The sequence below is a fragment of the Streptomyces sp. NPDC041124 genome, assembly GCF_055592385.1.
Genome location: NZ_JBVIYR010000004.1, coordinates 547,376 through 564,215 on the forward strand (window position 1 = coordinate 547,376; position 16,840 = coordinate 564,215).

The 16,840-nt window shown below is 69.6% G+C and carries 13 protein-coding genes and 1 pseudogene; 4 read left to right on the top strand and 10 right to left on the bottom strand.

Annotated features, from left to right (window positions below):
• Positions 1 to 26: 26 nt before the first annotated feature.
• From ACZ6A9_RS14055 to ACZ6A9_RS14070, 4 genes are all read right to left on the bottom strand, one after another.
• Positions 27 to 2,363, bottom strand: coding sequence for a hypothetical protein (locus ACZ6A9_RS14055; RefSeq protein WP_468984226.1), 2,337 nt, complete (start codon positions 2,361 to 2,363; stop codon positions 27 to 29).
• 20 nt (positions 2,364 to 2,383) lie between these two features.
• Positions 2,384 to 2,821, bottom strand: coding sequence for a hypothetical protein (locus ACZ6A9_RS14060; RefSeq protein ID WP_468984229.1), 438 nt, complete (start codon positions 2,819 to 2,821; stop codon positions 2,384 to 2,386).
• Between the two features lie 305 nt (positions 2,822 to 3,126).
• Positions 3,127 to 3,837 carry a glycoside hydrolase family 11 protein gene (locus ACZ6A9_RS14065; RefSeq protein ID WP_468984231.1) on the bottom strand — a complete coding sequence of 237 codons (711 nt, stop codon included), beginning with the start codon at positions 3,835 to 3,837 and terminating at the stop codon, positions 3,127 to 3,129.
• Between the two features lie 594 nt (positions 3,838 to 4,431).
• The gene (locus ACZ6A9_RS14070; protein WP_468984233.1) at positions 4,432 to 6,117 is read right to left on the bottom strand and encodes a ribonuclease J; all 1,686 of its coding nucleotides are present in this window, start codon (positions 6,115 to 6,117) and stop codon (positions 4,432 to 4,434) included.
• Positions 6,118 to 7,093: 976 nt separating this feature from the next.
• Here ACZ6A9_RS14070 and ACZ6A9_RS14075 point away from each other — a divergent pair.
• Complete coding sequence (locus ACZ6A9_RS14075; RefSeq protein WP_468984236.1) at positions 7,094 to 7,453, top strand: hypothetical protein; 360 nt, start codon at positions 7,094 to 7,096, stop codon at positions 7,451 to 7,453.
• A gap of 102 nt (positions 7,454 to 7,555) precedes the next feature.
• Here ACZ6A9_RS14075 and ACZ6A9_RS14080 read toward each other — a convergent pair whose 3' ends face one another.
• The 4 genes from ACZ6A9_RS14080 to ACZ6A9_RS14095 all read right to left on the bottom strand — a co-directional run bounded on the left by ACZ6A9_RS14080 (position 7,556) and on the right by ACZ6A9_RS14095 (position 10,422).
• Positions 7,556 to 7,870, bottom strand: coding sequence for an SCO5918 family protein (locus ACZ6A9_RS14080; protein WP_468984240.1), 315 nt, complete (start codon positions 7,868 to 7,870; stop codon positions 7,556 to 7,558).
• A gap of 49 nt (positions 7,871 to 7,919) precedes the next feature.
• Entirely contained in the window at positions 7,920 to 8,324 is a 405-nt protein-coding gene (locus ACZ6A9_RS14085; RefSeq protein WP_468984243.1) for a CBS domain-containing protein, read from the bottom strand.
• A 46-nt stretch (positions 8,325 to 8,370) separates the two neighbouring features.
• Positions 8,371 to 9,867: a DEAD/DEAH box helicase gene (locus ACZ6A9_RS14090; protein WP_468984245.1), complete on the bottom strand. Its 1,497-nt coding sequence runs from the start codon at positions 9,865 to 9,867 to the stop codon at positions 8,371 to 8,373.
• 351 nt (positions 9,868 to 10,218) lie between these two features.
• Positions 10,219 to 10,422, bottom strand: coding sequence for a cold-shock protein (locus tag ACZ6A9_RS14095; RefSeq protein WP_014145516.1), 204 nt, complete (start codon positions 10,420 to 10,422; stop codon positions 10,219 to 10,221).
• A 401-nt stretch (positions 10,423 to 10,823) separates the two neighbouring features.
• Here ACZ6A9_RS14095 and ACZ6A9_RS14100 point away from each other — a divergent pair.
• Together ACZ6A9_RS14100 and ACZ6A9_RS14105 are read left to right on the top strand one after the other, a co-directional pair.
• Positions 10,824 to 11,063 (top strand): annotated as a pseudogene (locus ACZ6A9_RS14100) (zinc-binding dehydrogenase); the annotation flags it as partial.
• 335 nt (positions 11,064 to 11,398) lie between these two features.
• Entirely contained in the window at positions 11,399 to 13,546 is a 2,148-nt protein-coding gene (locus ACZ6A9_RS14105) for an MMPL family transporter (RefSeq protein WP_468984247.1), read from the top strand.
• Between the two features lie 199 nt (positions 13,547 to 13,745).
• Here ACZ6A9_RS14105 and ACZ6A9_RS14110 read toward each other — a convergent pair whose 3' ends face one another.
• The gene (locus tag ACZ6A9_RS14110; RefSeq protein WP_468984249.1) at positions 13,746 to 15,197 is read right to left on the bottom strand and encodes a HAMP domain-containing sensor histidine kinase; all 1,452 of its coding nucleotides are present in this window, start codon (positions 15,195 to 15,197) and stop codon (positions 13,746 to 13,748) included.
• Complete coding sequence (locus ACZ6A9_RS14115; RefSeq protein WP_468984253.1) at positions 15,194 to 15,886, bottom strand: response regulator transcription factor; 693 nt, start codon at positions 15,884 to 15,886, stop codon at positions 15,194 to 15,196. The genes ACZ6A9_RS14110 and ACZ6A9_RS14115 overlap by 4 nt, the downstream gene beginning before the upstream one ends.
• Before the next feature lie 182 nt (positions 15,887 to 16,068).
• Between ACZ6A9_RS14115 and ACZ6A9_RS14120 the strand changes: the two genes are divergently transcribed.
• Positions 16,069 to 16,431, top strand: a complete 363-nt coding sequence (locus ACZ6A9_RS14120; protein WP_468984255.1) for a hypothetical protein — start codon at positions 16,069 to 16,071, stop codon at positions 16,429 to 16,431.
• Positions 16,432 to 16,840: the final 409 nt, after the last annotated feature.

Genomic DNA, 16,840 nt, shown 5'->3' on the forward strand with positions numbered 1-16,840 from the left:
CAGGTGTCCTCGGCCGCCGACCGGTGTCAGCCGGTCTGCGGAGCGTTGCCCTGCTGCCTCTGCCTGTCGTTGCCGACCCCGTAACCGATCAGCATCGATTCGCGCAGGACCTGCCCGAACACGTCTCTGTCAGAGTCCAGACCTTGATGCTCCAGGAAATCCTCCATGGGAGCCTCGACAAGGCCTTCACCGGCGGTGAAGATCATCTGTCTCTCCTCATCGCTCAGATCCTCCATCTTCTCCTTGTGCTCATCCACCGAGTTGCCGGAGATGTCTCCGATCATCTGGCCCACGACCTGTTCGGCGGCGCCGCTGACGGTGTCGGTCGCCAGGGGGACGAGCACCGCGGCCGTGCCCACGGCCGCGGTGGCGGGCAGGAAGGCGACACCCGCCGCGATGCCCGCCGTGGCCCCGAACTCGACCCAGCCCGCCCGCGCCGCGACCGCGGCCTCGTACTCCGCGTGGGTCTTGAGGTTCGTCGCTTCCACCTGGTCGGCCCGGGACTGGTCGAGCATCCCCTGCACCTCGGCGCCCACCCGCACGGTCGCCCTGGCAGCGCCCTCGCTGATCTTCCCGTCCGGGCCCACTGTCCCTTCCAGAACGCTGCGGGTGTAGACCTGCTCCGCGGCCGACACCGTCGCGTAGGCCTCCGAGTGCTGGCCCAGGGTACTGAGGAAGCCCCGGACGACACTGCGGCCGTTCCCGTCCGCGGTGTGTGCGAAGTCGACGTGCCCGTCCGGGTTGTCGCCCGGGGCGAACACGCTTCCCGGTTCGTTCTTCGCCAAGGCCCAGTTGATGTCGTCGATGTAGCCGGCGCCCATGACGCCCAGACTGTCGGCCATCACCTCGTGCTTCTTGAGCAGTTCCGGGTCCGCGCCGTACTTCTCCATGACCTTCTGCATGACCGCGGCGTTGTCGGCGTCCCGCACGACGGCGGCGTCCGGATGCCCGGCCGGGTAACCGAGGGTCGCCGCCTCCAGGGCGTGACCGAGGGCGTCGGGCATGTAGCCGTGGGACGCCTCGATCTCCTTCTGGTCGAGCGAGTTGATGTCGGAGAAGGACTCCCACTTCTCGTTGCCGAAGAAGTCGAGGTAGTTGTCGATCGTCTCGCCGTACTTGTTCTTGCCGAGGTCGGCCGTGGCGCCGTGGTCGACGGTGCCGTCCTCGTGGTACGCGGTCGGGGGGTCGGCGAAGAACTTCTTCGCCGCTTCCGGGCTGTTGCCGAGCGCTTCCAGCATGGCGGTGGCCGGGTCGTAGCCGGCCCCGTTCACGCCGGAGGGGTTGAACGGGTTTTTCCCCACCCTGTTGCCGGCGAACATGTCCGGGTCCTTCTGGTGCAGTTGCGCCACGTGTTCGGCGATCGGGTTGAGGAACTCCGCGTCGTAGTTCCCGTACCGCATGATCCCGCCGAGCAGTTGGTATCCGAAGGGCCCGCCGTGTTCGTGCCGGGCCAGCGGAATGTGCTCCGTACCCAGCTTGCGGAGCTCCGGACCCCAGGTGTCCGTGAACTTCTCGTCGTGGGAGGCGCGGGCCAGGGTGAGGCCCAGGTTCCTCTGGAGTTCCTGGACGTCCTTGAGCCGCTCCGGGTCGACCTTGCCGAACTCGTGCGTGTCCGTGGAGAGCTGGCCGAAGAACGCCAGTGCTTTCTCGGGGCCGAGCTTCTCGTAGAAGCCCTTGGAGAACTCCACCGACGCGCTGTTGTCCTTCAGCAGGTCGTTGAGCTGCTGAAGCTCGGCGTGCGTGAGGTCCCGACCCTTGGCCGCGAGGGCGGCGGCGCGGGCGGCCTCCTCCTGGTCCAGCCCGGTGTACGTCGGGGCGCTGAAGTCCTTGCGGTCGGTGACGTTGACCTCGAGGACGTTCTTGAGGGCGAGATCGGTGTCGTTGCAGTTGTCGACGATGATGTCGATCCTCTTCTGCCACGACTCGATGGTCCGCTTCTCCTTGCGCAGCATCTCGTTGTAGTCGGGGTCGAGCAACGCCGCCTCGTTCTCGGACAACGGGTCCCGCGCGGTGACCTTGCCGTTGCCGTCGACGCGGATGCCGGCCGCGGGCCCCTCGTGGTCCCGGATGTCGACCAGGTCGTCCCTGGCCTTCTTGATGGCCGCGTAGCCCTCTTCCAGGATCCGTTCCACGCCCTTGGCCTCGGCCGCGGCGTCCGTGAACTCCTTGGCCGTCTTGCCGATGAACGCCTTGGTGACCCCCGCGTTGACGCCTTCCCAGTCCGCGCGGTCCGCCTTGGTCTTCATCCCGTCGGCGGCCTCGGTGGCGAGTCTGTCCAGCTTCCCCGCCATCTCCGACCAGTCGTCGACGGCGGTCTTCAGCTTCGCCACCGGGGCGTCGATCACGTCTTGGTACGTCAGCATGCCGAGCGCTCCCCCGAGCCCTAGTCCATGTATTCCGTGAGCCGGGAAATGCGCGTCAGCTCTCCCTCGATCTTCGCCTCGTTCTTGTCGTGTTGGGCCTTGCTGTAGTCGAGGTGGTTCGAGATCTGCGCGCAGGCGTCCAGCAGCGTCCTCAGGTGGGTCTGCCAGAAGTCGTGCACCTTCAGCACGGCCGCACCGCTGACGAAGTTGCCGTTGGTCAGCGCCGTCGCCGCGTCGAACGTGGCGGGGCGGGCGATGTCGCCCTCCTTCGCCAGCCGGCCCAGCAGGTCGAACGCGTCATTGCCGATGGCGCCGAGGTCGTCCCGGCTGACCACCAGGTCTTTCCCGCCACCGCCACCGCCACCTCTGCCGTCATCTACCGGAATGCCGTTGATCTGCAGGGCAGCCCGCTCGGCCGCCACCGCGCGCACTTCGCCCCATTCCAGCTCGAACGACATCGACATCCCCCAAACACATCCGAAAAGGCCACTCCACCCTACTCGCGCGGCTACCGGAGTGATCACCCATCGCGCGCATCATCACCCGCACGTGGGGCTCGGGGGTCTCGCCCTCGACCCCGCCGACGGCGGGCGCCGTGCGGGGGTGCGCTGTCCGCTTCCGCGGATCGCGCAGTGCGGTCGGGCAGTGGCGCGTGCCGGGCGGCGAGCGCGGGCAGCGCGTCGATCGGCGGACGGGGGTGTCCCACGGCTGCGGGACCCGCCACGAGGACGGAACCCGCAGCCGGTTGTGCGCCGGACGGAGGTCAGCCGCTGACCGTGATGTTCGAGCTTCCGCTGCTCTGGTAACCCTCGGTGGCCATGATCATGTAGTACCTGAACTGGCCCATGTTCATGCCCGCGCGCGACCAGGCGTCGAAGTGGTTGCCGGTGGTGATGGTGCCGGAGCCGCTGGTCACCTTCGACTGCCGGACGCTCCAGTACTGGTCGAAGGTGCGGGTGCCCTCGACGGAGGGGGCGTTGTACCGCGTCGTCTTGTAGATGTCGTACGTGCCGCCGTCGCTGTGGACGGTGCCCCTGTACTCGCCGGTGGGCCGGTAGCTGCCCCAGTTGTCGACGATGTAGTACTCCACCAGCGGGTTCGATGTCCAGCCGTAGAGGCAGCCGTAGCCGTTGCCCGACGGGTTGAAGTAGCCGGTGTAGCGGACCGTCCTGCGCCCGCCGGTGTTCCAGCCCTTGCCGGCGACGAAGTTGCCGCAGTTGGTCCACCGGGTGCTGTAGCTGCCGCCGCCGTTGAGCGTCATGGATACGGAGCCGCCGCCGTCGGTCCAGAACGAGTAGTACATGCCGTCGTAGCCGGTCTGGTTGGTGGTGATGGTGGTGGCGGCGTGGGCGGTGCCGGGCAGCAGCAGTCCGGACGCGGTGGCGAGCGCGACGGTGCCGGCGCCGCCGAGGAAGCCTCGTCGGCTCAAGCCGCTGAAGGCAGGGGGGTTCTGCTGGATCCGGTTCTGGCGCATGCGTCCTCCCGATGAAGGCTGGTGGGGGGCGGGCGGCCTCGGCTGCCCGCGGCCTTGCGTGGACCACGGCGGGGTTGCCCGCCGTCGTGCCGCGAAGACCGACCGCCCTCCCGCTCACATGACGCGGGGGAACGACGGTCTCCTGTCGTTCGGTGGCCACAGTTTTCGTACGGCGCCATGACCCTGTCAACACTTTCGACAGCCTTTCGGAAACACCCCTTCCACCAGAGGAGGTCTTGGCGAGTGAATCTTGGCTGCTCAAACCACCCCTCCCGCGAACCGTTGCGAGGGGTGGAAGGAGACAAGAAAGGGAGGCTGCGAAAAGATGTGCGGACAGTGCGAAACTTTCGAACGACCGAGGACCTTCGCCACACCGCCGCCGGTTTCAGCGGTGTGGCTTCTGCGGAGCCTGGTCGTCCAAGGGCCGGAGTCCGGCGAGGTCGACAAGCCTGCGCGGTGGGGCACCCAGGGTGCCCCAGAACTGGGCCGGCGTGGCCGACGTGCAGGACGCGGCCGGTGTGCGGCAGTGCGCGCGGTGGTGCGTACGGTGCGACCCGGCAGGCCGGTGGCCTCGGACGCCTGCCGGGCTGTGACTCAGGCGTCGATGATGACGGGGATGATGAGGGGCTTGCGGCGGTAGGTGCGGAACGCCCAGTTCGCCACGGCGCGGGCGATGAGCTGTTCCAGCTGGCGCGCGTCCCCGACGCCTTCCTCGGCCGCGGTGGCCAGGGTCTTCTCGATGACGGGGACGACCGGCTCGAAGGTGGCTTCGTCGTGGACGAACCCGCGGGCCAGGAAGTCGGGAGCCTCGGCGAGAGCGCCGGTGTCCGCGTCGACGATCGCCACGACCGTGACCACGCCCTCCTCTGCGAGGGTGAGGCGGTCCTTGAGGGACGCTTCGGTGGCGCCGCCGACTTCCATGCCGTCCACGTAGACGTTGCCGGCGGGAACCTTGCCGGTGATGGACGCGCGCCCGTCGACGAGGTCGACGACGACGCCGTCCTCGGCGATGACGACCCGCTCGGGGTCGACGCCGGTACGGATGGCGAGGTCGCCGTTGGCCCGCAGGTGGCGCCACTCGCCGTGCACCGGCATGACGTTGCGGGGTTTGACGATGTTGTAGCAGTAGACGAGTTCGCCGGCGCTGGCGTGCCCGGAGACGTGCACCTTGGCGTTGCCCTTGTGGACCACGTGCGCGCCCCACCGGGTGAGTCCGTTGATCACCCGGTAGATGGCGTTCTCATTGCCGGGGATGAGGGAGCTGGCGAGCAGGACGGTGTCGCCCTTGCCGATGCGGATCTGGTGGTCGCGGTTGGCCATCCGTGACAGCGCGGCCATCGGTTCGCCCTGGGAGCCGGTGCACACCAGAGTGATCTTGTGGTCGGGGAGCTTCTCCAGCTCCTTCGTGCTCACGACCAGACCGGACGGGACCTTCAGATAGCCCAGGTCACGGGCGATGCCCATGTTGCGGACCATGGACCGGCCGACGAAGGCGACCTTGCGGCCGTGCTGGTGGGCGGCGTCCAGGACCTGCTGGATGCGGTGCACATGGCTGGCGAAGCTGGAGACAATGACCCGCCGCGGCGCGGTGCGCATCACCTGCTCGATCGCCGGGTTCAGCTCACGCTCGGAGGTGGTGAAGCCGGGCACCTCGGCGTTGGTGGAGTCGGTGAGGAACAGGTCCACGCCCTCCTCGCCGAGGCGGGCGAAAGCGCGCAGGTCGGTGATGCGGTCGTCGAGGGGGAACTGGTCCATCTTGAAGTCGCCGGTGTGCAGCACCATCCCGGCGCCGGTGCGGATCGCGACCGCGAGGCTGTCCGGGATGGAGTGGTTGACCGCCACGAACTCGCAGTCGAACGGGCCGAAGCCGCGCCGGTCGCCCTCCCGCACCCGCACCGTGCGCGGACGGATGCCGTGTTCCTTGAGCTTGGCCTCCAGGAACGCCAACGTCAGCTTCGAGCCGACGACCGGGATGTCCCTCCGCTCGCGCAGCAGATAGGGCACACCGCCGATGTGGTCCTCGTGCCCGTGGGTCAGTACCACGGCCACGATGTCGTCCAGCCGGTCCCGGATCGAGGTGAAGTCCGGCAGGATCACGTCCACGCCGGGCTGGGTCTCCTCGGGGAACAGCACGCCGCAGTCGACGATGAGCAGCTTGCCGGCGTGCTCGAAGACGGTCATGTTGCGGCCGATCTCACCCAGGCCGCCCAGGGCGACGACCCGCAGCCCTCCCTCGGGGAGAGGCGGTGCGGCTTTCAGATCGGGGTGCGGATGGCTCATGCCTTCACGGTACCCGGAGAGTGGGACGGCATGATCCATCGCCTGTGCGATCTCTTCTTCCCGGTGGTCCGGGCATGTCCGGATTCGTCCGCACCTTCCGGGTGACCGCCCCGAGCCGTCGACCCGATCGACCCACTCCGATGGCTGCGCGGCCATCGAGTGGGCCGCCGCGAGGACGGCGGTGCCCGCGACACGCTTCACGTCCGGACGGCCGGTTTCGCGCTGCGCGGGCACCCCCGGTCGGCGGGGCAGCCGTCGCCGTCGAGACGGCTCAGCGACTCGTCCGGGGTCACCTCACTCTCTGCGGAACGCGTGGAGGGGCCTTGGTGCCGTACGGCACCAAGGCCCCGGAGGAACTGCAACACCATCTGCCGGCCCTGGTACCGCGCCGGCCCACTGTTTCCGCCCAGTCACCCGATCTGCTGGTGACCTCGTACGCAGCCACCCTCCGGCAGTCGGCCCCGTCGCCCGTCCTGCGTCTGCTCCGGCTCGGAACCCCGCCGCCGGGCTCCCCGGCGCGCGCGTCCGCAGTCCGACGCCTTCACCGGGGCACCACTCGATACAACACTGCTGGTACCGCAACCGCGTCAACCGCGGTCCTGCTCGCGGCGGCCCCTCATCACTTCGGGCCACCCGGTCCGGTCGTCAGTCCCGTCACCGTCGTACGACAACCTGGCTTCGGAGCTCCACCACCGCACCGTCTTACGGGGGCTGTCCCGGCAGTTCGTGCCTGCCGGGGTCCTGCTGGATCTCGACTACGAGAGAAACCATAACCACGAGGAAGCCGAATGTCTATCGCCGCAACTACAGATTTGCTGCAACCGGACAGTGAGGTCTCCTGGTGAGCCGATCCGTGCGGCTGGGGCAGCGAACGGCAGCCGCCCACAAAGCCCTGGGCGAGCCGTGTGCGCCTGTCTCGGCCGGTGGTGCCACCGCCCGACCCGCCCGGACGGGCCGACGCATAGACTTGGCTCTCATGCCGAAGTCTGACGATCTGATCGTTGCCATCGCTGCCCTCGTGGAGTCCGGGCGGAGCAACCAGATGTCCCTGACCGTGGTCACCGGTGGCGCTGTCATCACCGGCCGCCTGGCGCCCGAAGCCGTGTGGCGGCAGAGGGTGTCGGAGGTGCTGACGGACTCCGCGCACCTGGGCGGTTTCTCCGCCGTCTTCGACAGCCCGGCGAAGAGGGACGGGCCGCCCACGCATCTGCACTTCCACGTCGCGCGGATCCTGCAGGGCACGGTGGGGATCCCGGAGACGGGCGGGATGTACCGCATAGCGATCGAGGACGTCAGCGCCTGGACCGTGGGCGACTTCAGCTACTCCGACCACTGACGCACCACCGCTCCGCGAGCGGCGCGTCACGCAGTGAGGGCCCTGCCGGCGTGTGCCGGCAGGGCCCTCACTGCGGTGTTCGGTTCCTGTTCGTCCCGTCGGTCAGCCGGGCAAGGGGGTGCCGAGCAGTGCGGAAGCCCGCTGCACCGGACTGTCCACACGCGCGGGCGCGGCTGCCCCGGGAAGGGCGGCGCGGCAGGTGAAGCCGAGCCGGACCATGGCCCGCATGACCTCGCCGGCGCTGAAATCGCGGCGGTCCTGGCGGGTGACGACCTCGCCGACCTGCTTGGCGGGGTAGTGGCGTCGTCCGATGATCACGGACTCGCCGGTGACCGGTTCGGGCGTGATGCCCTTCATCGATTCCAGTACGCCGCCCTTGGTCAGTTCGAACGGGAAGCGGGCGATGACACAGCGCATGATGCCTCACGGGGAGAAGGAGAGACGGGGCCGACCGCCGTGAAGCGGTTCAGCGGGAGAGGGCGAGGACGCCCAGAGCGTTGCCCCGTTCGTCGACCACGGGCAGGGCCAGGAGCCGGCGGTGCCGCATCGCACGCTCGGCTTCGGCCCTCGTGGTCAGTGGTGAGACGAAGGGAGCGACGACGTCGGCGATGTCACGCAGACAGATCCGGTCCGTGTACCCGGAGTCGTCACGGACGGCCATGAGCCGGGCCCGGGTGACCAGACCCGTACACAGGCCGTCGTCGTCGCAGACGATCAGATGACCCGTGCGGGCGGCGGCCATCACGGACAGTGCCACCTCCACGGTCATGTCCCCCCAGACCTGCGGTCCGGCCGCTTCCATGGTGTCGGCCACCGTGCCGTGCACGCGGTGGGCACTCTGCGGGCGGAACTGCGTCTGGACCAGCGTCAAAGGGTGCCTCCTGCGGAGATGGGCCGGGCTTGCTGTCAAGGAGGTTCTATGCCGCCGCACCGACGGTCGACTGCCGTACGGGCGCGCGGCGGGCCGCCGAAGCGGGGCGGCGTCGGCCGCGTGAGGTCGCGCCGCGCTTCTTGGGGCGTTCGGCCACCGGCGCGGTGATGACGACCGGGACGCCGGAGGGTGCCTGGGCGCCGGTGATGCGGTGCAGGGCTCCCCCGCCGACGCGGACCTGGGTGGTCTGCGGGACGATGCCGGCCGCTGCCATGAGGCGGGTCATGGCGCGGCGCTGGCTCGGAGTGACGAGGGTGACGACGCTGCCGGACTCGCCGGCGCGGGCCGTGCGGCCGCCACGGTGGAGGTAGTCCTTGTGGTCGGTGGGCGGATCGACGTTGACGACGAGGTCGAGGCTGTCGACGTGGATGCCGCGCGCCGCGACGTTGGTCGCCACCAGTACGTTGACGTGCCCGGTCTTGAAGTGCGTCAGCGTGCGGGTGCGCTGCGGCTGCGACTTCCCGCCGTGCAGGGCGGCGGCCCTCACCCCGCTGTTCAGGAGGTGCTCGGTGAGGCGGTCGACGGCGTGCTTGGTGTCGAGGAACATGATCACGCGGCCGTCGCGCGCGGCGATCTCGGTGGTGGCCGTGTGCTTGTCGGCGCCGTGGACGTGCAGCACGTGGTGCTCCATCGTCGTGACGGCGCCGGCCGAGGGGTCGACGGAGTGCACGACCGGGTCGCTGAGGTAGCGGCGCACGAGCAGGTCGACGTTGCGGTCGAGGGTGGCGGAGAACAGCATGCGCTGGCCCTCGGGGCGGACCTGGTCGAGAAGGGCGGTGACCTGCGGCATGAAGCCCATGTCGGCCATCTGGTCGGCCTCGTCGAGGACGGTGGCGCACACCTGGTCCAGCCGGCAGTCGCCGCGTTCGATGAGGTCCTTGAGGCGTCCCGGTGTGGCGACGACGATCTCGGCGCCACCGCGCAGCGCGCTCGCCTGCCTGCCGATCGGCATGCCGCCCACCACGGTGGCCAGCCGCAGCTTCACGGAGCGGGCGTACGGGGTGAGCGCGTCGGTGACCTGTTGCGCCAGCTCACGCGTGGGGACGAGGATCAGTCCCAGCGGCTGCCCGGCCTCGGCGCGCTGCCCGGCCGTACGAGCCAGCAGCGCCAGCCCGAAGGCGAGGGTCTTGCCGGAGCCGGTGCGGCCACGGCCGAGGACGTCCCGGCCGGCGAGGGAGTTCGGCAGGGTCGCGGCCTGGATCGGGAACGGCACGGTCACGCCTTGCGAACCCAGCGCGGCCAACAACTCCCTGGGCATGTCGAGATCGGCGAAGCCCTCCACGGCGGGAAGCGCGGGAGTGACCGTCTCGGGGAGGGCGAACTCTCCCTGGACCGCGGCGGGCCGACGGCCGTAACCGCCGGAACGCTTCGGGCCGCCCGACCGGTTCGGGGCCGACGAGCCGAAACGGCTGCCGCCCCTTCCGGAGCCGGCACTGCCCTTACGGGTACGGGCGGAGCGGTCGTTCGTACGTGTGCGGTTCATGCGGAACCTTCCTCGATGCGGCACATATCAAGGAATTCCCGCAGCGATGAGCAGCACGGAGAATTGCAAGAACGGGCCGGTGGAATACGACAGCGCGTCTGGCCGACGGAAATCCGTACGCGCACAGGCGCTGAAATGAGTGACGCGAAGTGGACGAGACGTTCGAAATGTTCGGACGTCCACCGCGGTGAAGCCGTGACGGGGTGCGCGCATCCCTGAGGATGCTTCGTATGCGGTGAGCACACGAGTTCCCTGGTTGCCGTCCACAGGAAAAACGGCTGCGGAAAACGCAAGCAGCTGGGACCCGCACCCCAAAGGATGCGGGTCCCAGCTACGAAATGCGCGTCAGTGTCAGGCGAGAACGATGTTCTCGGCCGTCGGGCCCTTCTGACCCTGCGCGATGTCGAAGGTCACCTTCTGGCCCTCGAGCAGCTCACGGAAGCCCTGGGCGGCGATGTTCGAGTAGTGGGCGAACACGTCAGCGCCGCCACCGTCCTGCTCGATGAAGCCGAAACCCTTTTCCGCGTTGAACCACTTCACGGTACCAGCAGCCATGTCATTTCTCCCTTGGGGCAGTGCCTCGGGGCCCACACTGCGCGGACCCCGTGTCGCCGCGATGATCACCCCGCCCGGAAGAAGACCGGATACAAAAAAGCGCTTCCAGCGGCACAGGAGCCGGGCCGGAGGCACTTGAAGTTTTCGGGAACCACAACTGCAACTGGGATCGACAGTAGCACGCCGCGGCGTCCTGCGTGCGGTGAAGAATTCGAGTTCGCTTATTGCGGCAGAGAATCTGTCCGCAAGTTCCGTTGAAATCTCAGCCCGCGGGCACAGATATTGATCCAGCGGGAGCACAACGTTCCGGGGCCGTCGTCGACGGGAGCACCGCGCATCGGACGTACCCAGGTTCCAGGGTGTCGGGCCTCCCGGCTGCGTGCGCGCGTCCCCAGCACCGCATCAGCGTCGCGGGCCCGCCCTACCCGGCCCTCGCCCGCGAACCGGGCGCGAACCCGATCCTCCGCCTGGCCATGACCGCCCTCATGAAGGCCGGCGGCGACCAACTGCGCGCGCTCACCCCCCTCATCGACACCGGGGAGATCCGCCCCGTGGTCGACCGCGTCCTCCCGTTCGAAGAAACCCTCCAGGCCATGGAACACGTCGAACCAGGAACCGCTCCGTGTCCGTGCCTGGAGTGACCTTCCTCTACAGGCGACTCGGCCCGGACGACGGCGTACTGGGATCCCCGCGTCATCGACGGACTCGACGCCCAGCGCCCTGTCGCGCCTTTCATCTGGCTCGGCAGACAGGATCCTGTCGGGGTCAACCGATCCCTTGGAGGCCGGTCGGGTCGGCCAGGAGGATGTCGCCGCGGCCGGCCGCGGATGGCGCACCCACCCACAAGGCATCGATGGTCAACACCACCGTCTGCGGCGGACGTCGGTTGCTTCACCGCTCTAACGGTCGTCTAAGGCTCCCTCGTTAGGAAGTAGGCATCAGACAAGCGATACGACCCGTATGCAGGAGGCTAGTGATGGCAGTCGACGCAGCACCGTCCGGGAGAGCGCCGGCCGGCCGGTTGGCAGGCCGGTGGGTGCCGTGGCTGGTGATCGGCTTGTGGCTGGTGCTGGCGGCGGGCATGGTGCCGCTGAGCGGGAAGTTGAGCTCGGTCACCACCGACAGCGCCGTGGACACCCTGCCGGCCAGTGCCGAGTCCACCAAGGTCGCGGTACTGGAGGACAGTCTCCCCGACGGTGACGACAACACGTTCGTCTTCGTGTACCACCGCGCCGGCGGCATGACCGACACCGACCGCGCGACGGTCGAGCGCCACTACGACACCCTTGCCCAGCGGTACCCGCCGAAGGCGACGGCGGCCGGCGAGGACGACGAGGGCTCACCGACGAGCCTCTCCACCGACCGCGAGGCGATGGTGTTCACCCTCGAGGTGAGCACGGCCCACGGCCCACCGGAGGAAATCGTCGGCCCGTTGCGTGACGCCGCGAAGGACCGCCCCTCCGGCCTGGAACTCCACGTGACCGGCCCGGGCGCGATCGACGGCGACATGGATGCCGTCTTCGACGGCATCGACGAGCAGGTCCTCCTCACCACCATCGCCGTCGTCACGCTCCTGCTCATCCTCACCTACCGCAGCCCGGTGTTGTGGATCATCCCGCTGGTGGCCGTCGGCGCGGCCGCACTGACCTCGATGGGGACCGTCTACCTGCTCGTCAAGGGCTTCGGCATCGTGGTCAACGACCAGAACTCGGCGCTGCTGACGATTCTGGTGTTCGGCGTCGGCACGGACTACGCGCTGTTGCTCATCGCTCGGTACCGGGAGGCGCTGCACCACCATGAGGACGTCCGGGTCGCGATGGTCCACGCGCTACGGGGCGCGGCGCCGGCCATCGTCGCGTCCGCGGCCACCGTGGTCGCCGGCCTGCTCTGCCTGCTCGTCGCGGACCTGAACAGCACCAGCGGGTTGGGCCCGATCGGTGCGGCCGGCATCCTGTGCGCGCTGGTGGCCATGCTGACGCTGTTCCCGGCGGTGCTCGTGGTGCTCGGCAGGCGGATCTTCTGGCCGGCCATCCCGCGGTTCAGCATGGCCGTGGAGGAGAAGCCAGGGTTGTGGGGACGGCTCGGCACCGCCATCAGCCGCCGCCGGTGGGTGGCGACGCTCGGCTCGCTGGGAGTCCTCGGCGTGCTCGCCCTCGGGCTGGCGGGCAACACCGGCGCCCTGCGGGAGCAGGACCAGTTCCTGTCCGCGCCGGAGTCGGTCACCGGCTTCACCGTTCTCCGCCAGCACTTCCCGGAACTCGGCGGCCAGCCGATGACAGTCTTCACGCGGCCGGCGCACCAGGAGCGGGTGCTCGACGTCGTCAAGGACACTCCCGGTGTGGCCCTTGCCGTCCCGGAGCAGACCAGCGGTGACTGGGCCGACATCTCCGTGTTCCCGAAGGACGCGCCGGACACCGTCGCGGAGTACGACACGATCAAGCGGGTGCGCACCGCCGTGCACGCGGTGAGCGGGGCGGAGGCGATCGTCGGCGGGCCGAGTGCGGAGAACCTCGACACCGAGGTGACCACCGGCCGCGACGAGAAGCTGGTGATCCCGCTGATGCTCGTCGTCGTCCTGATCGTCCTCGGGCTGCTGCTCCGAGCGATCGTGGCCCCGCTGGTGCTGATGGCCACCGTGATCGTCTCGTTCGCCGCGGCCTTCGGCGGCAGCGTGTTCGTCTTCGACACGATCCTCGGCTTCAAGGGCATCGACCATTCGGTGCCGCTGCTGGCCTTCCTGTTCCTGGTGGCGCTCGGCATCGACTACAACATCTTCCTGTCCAGCCGGGCCCGGGAGGAGACCGTGCGTCTCGGTACCGGAGGGGGCATGCTCAGAGCCCTCTCGGCCACCGGTGGCGTCATCACCTCGGCCGGCCTGGTCCTGGCGGCCACGTTCGCGGTCCTCGTCACACTTCCGCTGGTGATGCTGATCGAGGTCGGGTTCCTGGTCGCCTTCGGCGTGCTGCTCGACGCCCTGCTGGTGCGGTCGGTCCTGGTGCCCGCCCTCACCCTGCTGATCGACCGGCGGTTCTGGTGGCCGAGCCGGCTGTCCCGTCCGGCGGCGGAGCTGCCGGACGGTCCACAGCCGCTCGCCGACGGTGAGGAGCCCGCGCTGCGACCGTGAACGCGACGGAACGGACGAGATCCGGGACGGGGAACCGAACCCGTCCCGGATCTTTTCATGGGCCCGACACGCGCCGCCCCTCGGTCCTGCGCCGCGCGCCGGGGCCGGGGTCGGCGCACCGCGGTGTCCTGCCCGACGGTGAGCCGCGCGGGGCCGTGCCCGAGGGCCGCCGTCCCTTGTCGTGCGCGGCGCCGGCGGGTCAGCGCACCGCGGTGTCCTCCCCGTCGGTGAGCCGCGATACCGGGGCGGGCGGGGCCGCGGCCGGAAGGTCGACCCGGAGCAGCGCGCCACCGCGTGCGGAGCGGGCGACGGCGACCCGGCCGCCGTGGGCGTCGACGACCCGCTGGACGATCGACAGCCCCAGACCGGATCCCGGCAACGCCCGGGCGCTGTCGGCGCGGTAGAACCGGTCGAACACCCGCGGTACGTCCGCGGCGTCGATGCCCGGCCCGGCATCGTCGACCTCCAGCACCGCCGACGCGCCCTCGGCACGGAGCCGGACCTGGACCGGCTGGTCCGCGGGGGACCACTTGCCGGCGTTGTCGACGAGGTTGAGCACCGCCCGCTGGAGCGCAGCGGGACGCCCGCTCACCCACACGGAGGTCACGTCGAGCGCGACCTCGACGTCGGGCACGCGGGAACGGGCCCGGGTCGCGGCGGCCCCCACCACGTCGGCGAGGTCGAGCAGCTCGGTGTTCTCGTCGCTGACGTCACCGCGCGCCAGGTCGGTCAGCTCGGCGGCAAGGGTGCTCAACTCGGCCACCTGGGCGCCGAGATCGTTGAGCAGCCGGGTCCGGCTCTCCGCCGGCAGTGCGCTGTCCAGGGTGCCGCGCCGATCGAGCCGGATCAGCAGCTCGACGTTGAGGCGCAGGCTGGTGAGCGGTGTCTTGAGCTCGTGGGCGGCGTCCTCGGCGAGCAGCCGCTGGGCCAGCCGCGAGTCCCGGAGCGCGGCGAGCATGTCGTTGATCGACTGGATCAGCCGCCGGATCTCCCCACCGCCCTCGTCCGGGATGTCGGCGTCGAGCTCCCGGGTGTGCGCGACACGTACCGCGGCGGCGGTCAGCCGGTCGATCGGTGCCAGCCCGGTCCGCGCCACGGTCCGCCCGACAAGGGCGCCGCCGACCACGCAGAGCAGCCCGATCAGCAGCATGCCGAACCCGAATTGGTTGATCGGGCTGTCGTCGGCGACGCGTGCCACCTGGACCGCGCCGTCGCCCGCCCGCAGCGTGTAGATGAGATAGCCGTCGTCGTCGCTGTCGCCCGACTCCATCAGGTCGGCCGACGCGCCCTGCGCCACGCGCCCGGCGTGCTCGCTGACCGGGGGCAGCGCGGGTTGGCCGGCCGGCGTCCGGGTCGAGCCGTCGGGCAGGATGACCCGCACCAGCCGACCGGATCCGGGATACGGCGGTAGCCGGACCTGCGCCAGACCGGCGCGCTGCGCGGTTGTCGCCAGGACGCGGGAGTCGGCGCGCAGCTGCTCCTCGGCGGTGTCCCGCAGCTCCCAGTCCAGGAGCTCGCTGGCCACCTGGAAGGCCATGAACACGCTCACCGCGATGGCCGTCGCCGCGATCACCGTCAGCCTGGTCCGCAGGGACCGCCGGCGCCACCATCGGGTCAGCCGGCGTGGTCGCCGGCCGGCGGGCCTGCTCACGGAGGGGTCTCCCGCAGCGTGTATCCCAGGCCGCGCAGTGTGTAGATCAATCGCGGCTCGCCCTCGGCCTCCATCTTGCGGCGCAGGTAGCTCACGTACACCTGGAGGTTGTTGGCGGTGGCGCTCATGTCGAAGCCCCAGATCGCCTCGAACAGCGCCTCGCGGGTCAAGACCCGGGTCGCGTTGCGCATGAGGACCTGCAGGAGGGAGAACTCCGTCCGGGTCAGGCGCAGCGGCCGCTCGCCCCGCCGTGCCTCGAACCTGTCGGGATCGAGCCGGACGTCGGCGAACGACAGGATCTGCGACTCCCCGTCGGCCGGTGTGCGCCGGCGCAGCAGGGCCCGCACCCGGGCCAGCAACTCCTCGGTGGCGAACGGCTTGGGCAGGTAGTCGTCGGCGCCCGCGTCCAGCCCCGTGACCCGGTCGGAGACCTGGTCACGGGCGGTCAGCATCAGCACCGGCAGATCCCGGCCCGCGGCCCGCAACCGCCGGCAGGTCTCCAACCCGCCGAGGCGGGGCATCATCACGTCGAGGATCAGCAGATCCAGCGTGTCACCGCCGGCCCCAGCGACGCCGTCGAGCACGGCGAGACCGTTGGCGACGGTGCTGGTGTCGTAACCCTCGACCTGGAGCACGCGCTCCAGAGACTCACGGATGGCCGCTTCGTCATCCGCGATCATGATCCGCACCCGGCCGCCCCCTTCCAGTCGATGCTCTTGCCGCTCATTGTCCCCGATCAACCTGAGGCCAGGATGAGCGCGTCGCCGGGGACCGTGCTCTCGGCTCATGACATCGGCCTGGAAGTAATGGGCCCTCAGAACCTCACCGATTCCGCAGATCACCAACCGGGTGCGGTACCTACTGCTTCGACATGAAGCTGACCGACAGCACCACCTTCCCGCAGCTTGCCGTGGCCAAGCCGGGACCGACAACGCTGCGAGCGGCCGACGATGCGGCCGGCCTCAAACAGGGCGTCCCCAGCGGACAGTCGTCTTCAGCTGGAACCGCTCCGAACGTGACGCACGGGACCTACAACGGGGTTGACCAGGCGGCCCTCGCCGCCTGCTATGTACACGGCACATCGTATTTCGTAGGCAACCACCGAGCCCAGCGAGTCCCCCACAACCACCCGGGTGTCCGACGTGATCAGCTCCGCAGTCCGAGCCCGTACGGCGTCACGCAGCTCGGGCTCTGTGAAGTAGCGACGTACCTGCTTGAGGTTCGAGATGAGTAGCCGGTCGGAGACAGCACCAAAGAATCGAGTGCGGGTGAGGGCGTGCAGGGCGCGGCGAACCCGGTCCACAGAAAGGGGGCGACTGGCAAGATGGCCGAGGGCACCACGGGCAGCGGGGCCAGCGCCCGTACCGTCCGGCCCCCCAGTGTCCGGGCCGGGGATACCGGGATCCAGCCGAGCGGCCTCCCGCCACCAGGTCTCCAGCAACTCGGCCTCGAACCCGGGCTCCACATCCTGCGCCCGGTAGTAGGGCTCGCCGCGCGTGCCGGTCTGCCTGTAGGGGTCCCCATATCCGGCGCAAGCAATGTCGTCGTCCGACAGCCGCCCGAGCGTGGGGTCGCGGCGTAAGGCGAGTCCGACTCCGCTGCGCAACGCCGGCGCGACTTCCGCCGACATGGTCTCAGCGGTA